Source organism: Phenylobacterium sp. (assembly GCF_036402295.1).
Lineage (GTDB): Bacteria > Pseudomonadota > Alphaproteobacteria > Caulobacterales > Caulobacteraceae > Phenylobacterium.
Window position 1 is genome coordinate 1 of sequence record NZ_DASWTE010000132.1, and the last position, 10378, is coordinate 10378.

The following is a 10378-nucleotide window of genomic DNA, read 5'->3' on the forward strand; positions in this document are numbered from 1 at the left end:
TCGACGTCCAGCTCGGTCCAGCGCAGCCGGAACGCAGGCTCCTCGCTCCACCAGCCCTCCGCCTCGGCGATCGCGCGGGCCGCCCGCAGCTGGGCCCGCAGGCCGCTGGCCGCCGCCCCGCCGCCGCGCTCGAACTCCAGCAGCGCCTTGGCGACCGTCCAGCCCTGATGCTCCTCGCCGACCAGATTGGTCACTGGGATGCGGACGTCGTCGAAGAAGACCTGGTTCACCTCGTGCTCGCCCGAGATCGAGATGATCGGCTGCACGGTGATGCCGGGCGCGTCCATCGGGGTGAGCAGGAAGCTGATGCCAGCCTGCGGCTTGCCCCCGGTCGCGGTACGCACCAGCAGGAACATCCAGTTCGCGTAGTGGGCGTGCGTCGTCCACAGCTTCGAGCCGGTCACGCGGTAGTGGTCGCCGTCTCGGACCGCTCGGATCTGCAGCGAGGACAGGTCCGACCCCGACTGGGGCTCGGAATAGCCCTGGCACCAGTAGTGCTCGCCGGACAGCATGCGCGGCAGGAAGAACGCCTTCTGCTCGGGCGTGCCGTAGCGCATCAGCACCGGACCGCACATCTGCAGGCCCATCGCCGGCAACACCGGCGCCCCGGCCTTCACGCACTCGTCGGCGAAGATGAAGCGCTGCATGGGCGTCCAGCCCGGCCCGCCGTACTCCTTCGGCCACGAGGGGGCCGCCCAGCCGCGCTCGTAAAGGATCCGGTGCCAGCGGCGGCACAGCTCGCCCTCGGAGAAGACACCGGCCTGGCGCGCCGTCAGCGCGCGCAGCTCCGGCGTCAGGGCTTCATCGAGAAACGCCCGCACCTCCGCCTGGAAGGCGGCGAGGTCCGTATCCAGGGCTTCGCTCATCGTGGTCGTCCAGCCTTCAGGCCGCGACCTGCCGCGACGCGGCCGGGGCGGCATACTTGCCGAGCTCCATCCGCGCCACGGTGCGGGCGTGCACCTCGTCGGGGCCGTCGGTGATGCGGTGGATGCGGTTGGAGGCGTAGAGCTCGGCCAGGCCGAAGTCCGCCGTGACGCCCGCGCCGCCGTGGGCCTGGATCGCGTCGTCGATCACCTTGCAGGCGATCCGCGGGGCGGCGACCTTGATCATGGCGATCTCGCCGCGCGCGCTCTTGTTGCCGGCGACGTCCATCATGTAGGCGGCCTTCAGGCAGAGCAGGCGGCACATCTCGATGTCGATGCGCGCTTCCGCGATGCGCTGCTCCCAAACCGAGTGCTCGGCGATGGCCTTGCCGAACGCCACCCGCGAGAGCAGGCGCGTGCACATCTTCTCCAGCGCCACCTCGCAGGCGCCGATGATGCGCATGCAGTGGTGGATGCGCCCCGGCCCCAGGCGGCCCTGGGCGATCTCGAAGCCCCGCCCCTCGCCCAGCAGCATGTTCTCGACCGGCACGCGCACGTTCTCGAGCAGCACCTGGGCGTGGCCGCCATGACTCTCGTGCTCGTAGCCGAACACCGGCAGCATCCGCTCGATCGTGACCCCGGGGGTGTCCGGCGACACCAGGATCATGGACTGCTGGTTGTAGGTCCGGGCGCCGGGATCGGTCTTGCCCATCAGGATGTAGACGTCGCAGCGCGGATGGCCGGCGCCGGACGAGAACCACTTGCGCCCATTGATCACGTAGTGGTCGCCGTCGCGGTCGATGCGCGTCTCGATGTTGGAGGCGTCGGACGAGGCCACCGCCGGCTCGGTCATCAGGAAGGACGAGCGGGTCTCACCGTTCATCAGAGGCCGCAGCCACCGCTCCTTCTGCGCGAGCGTGCCGTAGCGCATCAGGACTTCCATGTTGCCGGTGTCCGGCGCCGAGCAGTTGAACACCTCCGAGGCCCAGCCCACCTTGCCCATCAGCTCGGCGACCGCGGCGTACTGCAGGTTGGTCAGCTGCAGTCCTTCGAAGACGAAGGTGTCGTCCACATGGACCTGGCCGCTGTGCGGCGGCATGAACATGTTCCAGAGGCCCTCGGCCTTGGCCTTGACCTTCAGCTCGTCGACGATCGGCACCGCCTTCCAGCGGTTCCCTTCGTGCTCCTGGCGTAGATAGAGCTCGCGGTTCGGATAGATGTGCTCGTCCATGAACCGCTGGACGCGATCGATCAGCTGCTTGGTCTCTTCGGAGTGTTCGAAGATCACGTGAGGGCCTCCCTGGCCGCTTTGGTTTGGTTTTCAGGCTTCCAGGATCACGACGCCGGACAGGCCGGGCGCGCCGTAGACCTGGCTGTAGCCCATCCGGGCGCCCTCGACCTGGCGGCCCTCGGCGCGGCCGCGCAGTTGCTGGACGTTCTCGTAGACCTGGCGCAGGCCGGAGGCGCCGATGGGCTCCCCGCACGCCAGGCAGCCGCCGTCGGTGTTCACCGGCAGCTTGCCGCCCAGGCGCGTGGCGCCCTCCTCGAGCAGCCGCTCCTGCTCGCCGTCGGCGCAGAAGCCGTTCTCGGCCATGTGCATGATCTCGGCGCCGCTCTCGGTGTCCTGCAGCTGGGCGACGTCGATGTCCGACGGGCCGACGCCGGCCATCTCGTAGGCGGCCTTCGACGCCAGCTGGGTCGGCGAGGGCCCGCGCTCCACGTCCAGCGACGGCGAGAACACCTCGAACGAGCCGTTGACCCGGGTGCGCACGGCCGCGCCGCGCACCTTGGGACCCGCGAGGCCGAGTTCCTTCATCTTCCGATCCGAAGCCAGGATCAGCGCCGCCCCGCCCTCGGCCGGCGAGCAGAACATGTATTGCGTGAGCGGGTCGGAGATCATCCGCGAGCTCATGATCGCGTTCAGGCCGACGGGCTCGCGACGCCAGGCGTGCGGCGTGCGCGCGCCGTTCTCGAAGGCCTTCTCCGCTACCCGGCCCAGCGTGGTCGGGGTGATGCCGTGCAGGCCCATGTAGCGGTTGATCTTGTTGCCGAAGAACTGGGTGGTCAGCATCAAGCCGATGTCGCCGTACCAGTCGGGCAGGCCCCAGTCGGCAGGCTCCGGGTTGAACGCGCCGCGCGGGTGTTTGTCGAAGCCGACCACGACGCCGAGGTCGAACTCGCCCGACTTGATCGCCCAGTAGCCGGCCAGCAGCGCCGAGCCGCCGGTGGCGCAGCCGTTGGCCACGTTGACGAACTGGATGCCGGTCAGGCCCAGCCGCGGCAGCACCGCGTCGGCGTTGCCGGCAGCCGACGAGCCGCCGAAGCCGAACTGCATGTCGGTCCAGGCGAGCCCAGCGTCCGCCAGCGCCTCTCGCGCGGCGAAGACGCCCTGGTCGAGGCCGGACTTGTCGTCATGGCGGCCGAAGGCATGGATCCCCGCGCCGACGATGTGGACGTTGGTCATGACGGCTTCCTCAGGCGACGGGTTCGAAGGCGTAGGCGAGCACGTCGCCCCCGGCCTTGCGGAACGGGACGAGCTTCAGGCGCATGGGCGCGCCGATCTTCAGGGCGGCGAAGTCGTCGGTCTCGATGCGGCTCTCGACGATCACCTCGCCGGGCAGCTCCACGTAGCCCAGCGCATAGGGCTGGAAGCTCTTGTCGTCCTCGGCCCCCGCATAGGGCGGCGACTTTGGCCGGAAACGCTGGACGGTGAACGACCACAGCCGGCCCTCGGGCGACAGCCGCACGGCGTCGTAGTTCCCGCCCTCCGAGCCGGTCGGCAGCGGAAAGACCATCCGGCCGTCGCTCTTGCGCCGGCCGCCGATCAGGTGGGCGACACCGTCGGCGACCTCGAACAGGCCGTCCGCGATGGGCGTAAGCGCCATCTCGTGCTCCTCCCTCGAACACTTGTTTTCAGCATATTGATCATGATGATTATGAGAGTCTATAGTCCTCGTCAGAAAAACAAGAACGGGAGGCGCGCGGCTCGAATGGGCTGCTAGCTTCTCCAAAAGAAGCGCGGTGCGCAGAGGGAGCGGCGGTTGACCAGCTTTGCGATCATCGGCGGGACAGGTGCGCTCGGCGCGGCCCTCGCCGGCCGCCTTGCCGCCGCCGGTCACGAGGTGTGGGTGGGCTCGCGCGACGCGGCCAAGGCCGAGGCGTTCGCCGCCGAACGGCCGGGGCTCTTCGGGGCAGGCCTGTCCGAGGCGGCGGCCAAGGCCGAAATGGTGGTGCTCACCGTCCCTTACGCCGCACACGCCGAGACCCTGGCCCAGATCCGTGACGCCGTTCAGGGCAAGATCGTCGTCGACACCACCGTCCCGCTGCGCCCGCCGAAGGTCGGCACGGTGCAGTTGCCGGCTGTCGGCTGCGCGGCCGTGGAAGCCGCCGCGGCCCTGGGTCCTGACGTGCGGGTGGTCTCTGCCCTGCAGACCATCGGCGCCGAGAAGCTTGCGTCCGGCGGCGCGATCGACGCCGACGTGCTGGTGGCTGGCGACGACGCCGAGGCGGCGGAGGCCGTGCGGGCGATGCTCGGTGAACTGGGTCTGCGGAGCTGGCACGTCGGTCCGCTGGCGAATTCCGCCGCCGCCGAGGCCATGACCTCGCTGCTGATCCAGATCAACCGCCGCTACAAGATCGCCCAGGCGGGCGTGCGCATCACCGGCCGGCCCAAGGACGCCCCGGTCGCGGCGTCCCTCTCGGTGCGGGCCGTGGCCGGCCTGCCGCTCTTCTCGGCCGGCGACGATCTCGCGGGCGCTATCGCCGCCGCGCTGTCGGCCGGCGGCGAGCCGCTGCAGGACGGCGACGTCGTCGTCGTCGCCCAGAAGGTGGTCTCCAAGGTGGAAGGCCGCACTGTCCGGCTGTCAGGCGTGCAGCCCGGCCCGGACGCGCGCGACACCGCCGCCCGCGCCGACAAGGACCCCGCCGTCGTCGAGCTGATCGCCGCCGAGGCCAGCGAGCTGATGCGCGTCGCGCCCGGCGTGATCATCACGCGGCACCGCACCGGCCACGTGCTGGCCAACGCCGGGATCGACGCCTCCAACGTCGGCGACGCCGAGGATCCCAGCGTCCTGCTGTGGCCACAGGATCCGGACTCCAGCGCCCGCCGCCTCCGGGCCGCCCTCACCGCCGCGACCGGCGTCCGGCTAGCGGTGATCATCTCCGACAGCCTCGGCCGCGCCTGGCGGATGGGCACCATGGGCTCGGCCATCGGCAGCGCCGGCCTGAAGCCGCTGCGCGACCGCCGTGGAGAGCCCGACCTGTTCGGCCGCGAGTTGCAGGCCACCGTGATCGGGGTCGCCGACGAGATCGCGGCGGCCGCTTCCCTGGTGATGGGCGAGGCCGCCGAGGGCACGCCTGTCGCGATCGTCCGGGGCGCCACGTATGATCCTGACGACGTAGCCGGGATCGGCGAGCTGCTGCGTCCTTTGGACAAGGACCTGTTCCGATGAGCGGACATGTCATCGCCCTCTGCGGCGGGGTCGGCGGAGCCAAGCTGGCGTTCGGCCTGACCCGCATCCTGCCACCCGACGACCTGACCCTGGTGGTCAACACGGGCGACGACTTCGTGCACATGGGCCTGCACGTCTCGCCCGACATCGACACCGTGGCCTACACACTCTCGGACCTGGCGGACCGCGAGCGCGGCTGGGGCCTGGCGGGCGAGACCTGGACGTTCATGGACCAGGTGAAGCGGCTGGGCGGCGAGGGCTGGTTCAATCTCGGCGACCGCGACCTCGCCATGCATGTGGAGCGCACCCGGCGACTGGCCGAGCGCGAGACCCTGTCCGAGATCACCGCGGCCCTGACCAGCGCGCTCGGCATCCGCCACGCCGTGGTTCCGATGTCGGACGATCCGGTGCGGACCATCGTGCAGACCGCGGACGGTGAGCTGGCCTTCCAGCGCTACTTCGTGGGCAAGCAGTGCCGGCCGGTCGCCACTGGCGTGCGCTTCGACGGCGCGACGGCTGCAAGGCCATCGCCCGCGCTGCAGGGGGCGCTTGCGCGGCGCGACGTGGCCGCCGTGATCGTCTGCCCGTCCAATCCCTACCTCAGCATCGACCCGATCCTGGCCGTGCCCGGCGTCCGCGCCGGGCTGAAAGCGCTGAACGCGCCCGTCGTGGCAGTGTCGCCGATCGTCGGCGGGCGGGCGCTCAAGGGGCCGGCGGCGAAGCTGATGCTGGAGCTGGGCGCCGAGCCCAGCGTCACGGCGATCGTCTGCCACTACCGCGGCCTGCTGTCCGGCCTGGTCGTCGATGGCGAGGACGCCGACGAGGCCGAGGCCTTGCGCACCCTGGGCCTGCCGACCCTGGCCACGGGCGCGGTGATGCGTTCCGACGACGACCGCATCCGCCTGGCGCGCGAAACCCTGGCCTTCGCGTTCGAGCTCGAGCCACGCACGCAAAGGAGGGCTTCGTGAACGCCGATGTCGTGATCGCCGTCCGCGGAGGACCCAGCGCGAAGTCCCGGCTCGCGGGACGGCTGGGCCCCGAGCAGCGGCAGGCCTTGGTCGAGGCGATGCTGGCCGACATGCTGACGGCGCTCGCCGCCTGCCCGGCGGTGCTGCGGACCTATGTGACGACCCCGACACCGTCGCTGGCGCGCCGCGCGGCGCGGGCCGGCGCCGTGGTGATCCTGGAGCAGGACACGGGCGACCTGAACGCCGCCTTCGACCGCGCCCGCCGGCGGATCGCGGCGGCCGACCCCGATGCCACCCTGGTGCTGCTGCCCGGTGACCTGCCGGACCTCGACCCGGCCGAGTTGGAGGCCTGCCTGGAGGCGGCCGGTCCGGATCGGCTGGTTCTGGCGCCGGCTTGCGCCGACGGCGGCACGGGCGGACTGGTTCTGCGCGCGGACGTCCCGCTTCCCCTGGCCTTCGGGCCCGGCAGCTTCGGCAAGCACCTGGCGGCGGCCCGCACACTCGGGCTCTCCGCCGAGGTCGTCCGCGCGGCCAGCCTCGGCTTCGATATCGACCGCCCCGCCGATCTCGACTCCCACCGCGCGATGAGCCGCGGCGGGGCGACGGCGGAACTGCTGCGCGGCTGGAGGGTGGCGGCATGAGCGACGCGGTCCTGCGCCACCGGCTGCTCTCCGCGCGCCTGGAAGACCTGACCGCCGAGGCGCGCGGGGTCCGTGACGCGCGCGGGCCCGAGCGGATGACCTACTCGCGGAAGGTCTTCATCCCGCTCACCCAGCTCTGCCGCGACGTCTGCCGCTACTGCACCTTCGCCAAGGCCCCGCGGCGGCTGGCCTCGGCCTATCTGAGCCCGGACGAGGTGTTGCAGATCGCCCGCGACGGCGCAGCGGCCGGCTGCAAGGAGGCCCTCTTCACCCTCGGCGACAAGCCCGAGCTGCGCTACGCGGCGGCGCGGACCGCGCTCGAGACGATGGGCTTCGCCACCACGGTCGACTACCTGGAGCACGTCGCCGGACGGGTGCTCGCCGAGACCGGCCTAATCCCGCACATCAACGCCGGTGTCCTCACGGCCGACGACTACGACCGGCTGCGCCGCGTCTCCGGCTCGATGGGCCTGATGCTGGAGAGCGCGTCAGACCGGCTCTGCCGGCGCGGCGGCGCCCACTTCGGCTCCCCGGACAAACAGCCGGTGGTCCGGCTGGCCTCGATCGACGCCGCCGGCGCGGCGGGGGTCCCGTTCACCAGCGGGCTCCTGATCGGCATCGGCGAGACCCGCGCCGAGCGGATCGACGCCCTGATCCTGTTGCGGGCGCTGCACCGCCGCCACGGCCATCTGCAGGAAGTCATCATCCAGAACTTCCGCGCCAAGCCCGGCACCGGGATGGCCGACTGGCCCGAGCCGTCGGAGGAGGAGCTGCTCTGGACCGTCGCCGCGGCGCGGCTGGTGATGCCGGCCGACGTGAGCGTCCAGTCGCCGCCCAACCTCAATCCCGGTCGCGCGGGCGCCCTGATCGACGCCGGCCTGGACGACTGGGGCGGCATCTCGCCGGTCACCATCGACCATGTGAACCCCGAGGCGCCCTGGCCGGAGATCGCCGCGCTGGGGGCCGAGTGCGCGGCCGCCGGCCGGCCGCTCGTGGAGCGCCTCACCGCCCATCCAAGGTTCGTGCAGGACGCCGCCCGCTGGCTCGACCCGGGGGTCGCCAAGGCGGTGCGCAAGCTGGCCGACGCCGAGGGCCTGGCGCGCGATACGACGTGGAGCCCCGGCATGGCCGAGACCGCTCCGGGGACGCCGGAACGCCCGCTCGGGACCGCGCCTGCCCTGGTTCCCAACCCAAGCCTGGACGCCATACTCGCCCGCGCGGCGGCGGGCCGGACGCTCGCCGAAGCCGACATCGTGCGCCTCTTCTCCGCCCGCGGCGCGGCCGCCGAGGCGGTGGTCGCTTGCGCTGACGAGCTGCGCCGCAGCGTCTCGGGCGAGACCGTGACCTACGTCGTCAACCGCAACATCAACTACACGAACATCTGCACCTACAGCTGCAGCTTCTGCGCCTTCTCCAAGACCTCGGCCAAGGCTGGCCTGCGGGACACGCCCTACGACCTTCCGCTGGACGAGATCGGAAGCCGAGTCCGCGAGGCCTGGGCCAAGGGCGCCACCGAAGTCTGTCTCCAGGGCGGCATCCATCCGAAGTACACCGGCGACACCTACATCGCCATCCTGCGCGCGGTGAAGGCGGCCCAGCCGGACATGCACGTCCACGCCTTCTCGCCGCTGGAGGTGAGCCAAGGTGCGGCGACCCTGGGTGTTCCGGTGGCCGACTACCTGCGCCGGCTGAAGGACGAAGGCCTGGGCTCGCTGCCCGGCACGGCGGCGGAGATCCTCGACGACGAGGTCCGGGCGCAGATCTGTCCCGACAAGCTCTCCACCGCTGGATGGCTCGAGGTGGTCGGGGCGGCGCATCAGGTCGGGCTGCCGACCACGTCGACCATCATGTTCGGCCACCTGGACCGGCCCGAGCACTGGGCCCGGCACCTGCTCGCCATCCGTGGCCAGCAGTTCACCACCGGCGGCTTCACCGAGTTCGTGCCCCTGCCTTTCGTGCACATGGCCTCGCCCGTCTATCTCCGCGGCCAGGCCCGTCGCGGGCCGACGTGGCGCGAGAGCGTGCTGATGCATGCGGTCGCCCGCATCGTGCTGCACGGGGCGATCGGCTCGATCCAGGCCTCCTGGGTGAAGCTGGGTCTCGACGGCGCCGCCGCCCTGCTGAACGCCGGGGTCAACGACCTGGGCGGGGTGCTGATGAACGAGTCCATCAGCCGCGCGGCCGGCGCCGCCCATGGCCAGGAGACTACCGTCGCCGACCTGCGGCGCGCGGCCGCGTCCGCAGGCCGGCCGCTGCGCCAGCGCACCACGCTCTACGGCGAGCCAAGGCCGCGGCCCGAGGCGGTCGCGGCCGAATGACCGGCTGCTACCGCCGCGCGATCCGCATCCGCGCCGCGGACGGCCAGGCCGTCGCCCAGATCGAAGACGACTACCACCACTTCCTGGTCACCGTCCGCCACGCGCACGGCCGGGTCACCCACGCCGAGGGCCAGGCGGTGCGCTATCCCTGGAGCCTGTGCCCGATGGCGGGCGCCGCCCTGGACGACCTGCGCGGGCTGGCGGTCGACGCCCACCCCACCGCGATCTACCGCCACCTCGACCCCCTCGGCCAATGCACCCACATGCTGGAGATGGCGGGCCTCGCCGTCGCCCAGGCGGCCCGCGGCCCTGGCGCTCGCCGCTACGATGTCACGGTCACCGACCCCGTCGCCGGCCGTGTCGAGGCGGAGTTGCTGTGCGACGGCGCCCCGCTCGCCGGCTGGACGCTGCAGGATGGGGTGATCGCCGAGCCCGCCGAACGCCGCGGCCAACGGCCGGCCGCCTTCCGCAGCGGCGCGCTCAAGAGCCTGCCCGCCGACGAGGCCGAGGTCCTGCTCATCTTGCGCCGCGCCATCGGGCTCGCAGCCGCGCGCGGCCTGGACGTCGACCGCTTCCCTACCGCCGAGGCGATGCGCCGTGCGCCGGCCTGCTTCGTCTTCCGCCCCGGCGTGGCCGAGCACGCCGCCCGGCGCTACGGTTCGGTGCGCGACTTCTCGACAGGGCCCGGCCCATTGGCCGCGCCGCCGCCCGGAGACCTGCCATGAGCGATGTCCTTTTGATCGACGAGCCGGCGCCGATGGTCCGGCGGCTGACCCTGAACCGACCCGACAAGCGCAATGCGCTCTCCAACGAGCTCCGCGGCCAGGTCTTCGCGGCCCTGGAGGCGGCCGACGCCGACCTGCATGTCCGCGTGACGATCCTGCGCGGCGCCGGGAGCTGCTTCTCCGCCGGGTATGATCTGGCCGGCGGCACGCGCCCGCCCTTCCCATATGACACCGCCGGCGGCCCGGGGCATTGGGCCCGGCATGTCGTGGAAGGCTGCTTCAAGGTCTGGGATCTCGCCAAGCCGGTGATCGCCCAGGTGCACGGCTGGTGCCTGGCCGGCGGCTCCGAGCTCGCGACCGCCTGCGACCTGGTCTACGTCGCCGAGGACGCCCAGATCGGCTACCCGCCGGT

The 10378-nt window shown here is 71.7% G+C and carries 10 protein-coding genes; 6 read left to right on the forward strand and 4 right to left on the reverse strand.

Translation table 11 applies throughout. The annotated features are described in order from the left end of the window. From VGD44_RS08220 to VGD44_RS08235, 4 genes are all read right to left on the reverse strand, one after another. Positions 1–866, reverse strand: an 866-nt coding sequence (locus tag VGD44_RS08220) for an acyl-CoA dehydrogenase family protein (protein WP_331085759.1), incomplete at its 3' end; no start/stop codon positions are given. A gap of 16 nt (positions 867–882) precedes the next feature. Then, a complete protein-coding gene (locus VGD44_RS08225; RefSeq protein ID WP_331085761.1) occupies positions 883–2151 on the reverse strand; it encodes an acyl-CoA dehydrogenase family protein in 1269 nt (422 codons plus the stop codon). 33 nt (positions 2152–2184) lie between these two features. Continuing rightward, positions 2185–3327, reverse strand: a complete 1143-nt coding sequence (locus tag VGD44_RS08230; RefSeq protein WP_331085763.1) for a thiolase family protein — start codon at positions 3325–3327, stop codon at positions 2185–2187. 10 nt (positions 3328–3337) lie between these two features. Beyond that, complete coding sequence (locus VGD44_RS08235) at positions 3338–3748, reverse strand: Zn-ribbon domain-containing OB-fold protein (protein ID WP_331085765.1); 411 nt, start codon at positions 3746–3748, stop codon at positions 3338–3340. Positions 3749–3904: 156 nt separating this feature from the next. Between VGD44_RS08235 and cofE the strand changes: the two genes are divergently transcribed. The 6 genes from cofE to VGD44_RS08265 form a co-directional block, all read left to right on the forward strand. Further along, entirely contained in the window at positions 3905–5314 is a 1410-nt protein-coding gene (cofE, locus tag VGD44_RS08240) for a coenzyme F420-0:L-glutamate ligase (RefSeq protein ID WP_331085767.1), read from the forward strand. Then, positions 5311–6282, forward strand: coding sequence for a 2-phospho-L-lactate transferase (gene cofD, locus VGD44_RS08245; RefSeq protein WP_331085769.1), 972 nt, complete (start codon positions 5311–5313; stop codon positions 6280–6282). The genes cofE and cofD overlap by 4 nt, the downstream gene beginning before the upstream one ends. After that, positions 6279–6923: a 2-phospho-L-lactate guanylyltransferase gene (cofC, locus tag VGD44_RS08250; RefSeq protein WP_331085771.1), complete on the forward strand. Its 645-nt coding sequence runs from the start codon at positions 6279–6281 to the stop codon at positions 6921–6923. Before cofD ends, cofC begins: the two co-directional genes overlap by 4 nt. Continuing rightward, positions 6920–9241, forward strand: coding sequence for a 5-amino-6-(D-ribitylamino)uracil--L-tyrosine 4-hydroxyphenyl transferase CofH (gene cofH / locus VGD44_RS08255; protein ID WP_331085773.1), 2322 nt, complete (start codon positions 6920–6922; stop codon positions 9239–9241). Before cofC ends, cofH begins: the two co-directional genes overlap by 4 nt. Next, the gene (locus VGD44_RS08260) at positions 9238–9966 is read left to right on the forward strand and encodes a DUF2889 domain-containing protein (protein WP_331085775.1); all 729 of its coding nucleotides are present in this window, start codon (positions 9238–9240) and stop codon (positions 9964–9966) included. Before cofH ends, VGD44_RS08260 begins: the two co-directional genes overlap by 4 nt. Then, positions 9963–10378 (forward strand): enoyl-CoA hydratase-related protein (locus VGD44_RS08265; RefSeq protein WP_331085777.1); only part of this gene is annotated, 416 nt, incomplete at its 3' end. The genes VGD44_RS08260 and VGD44_RS08265, both read left to right, overlap by 4 nt.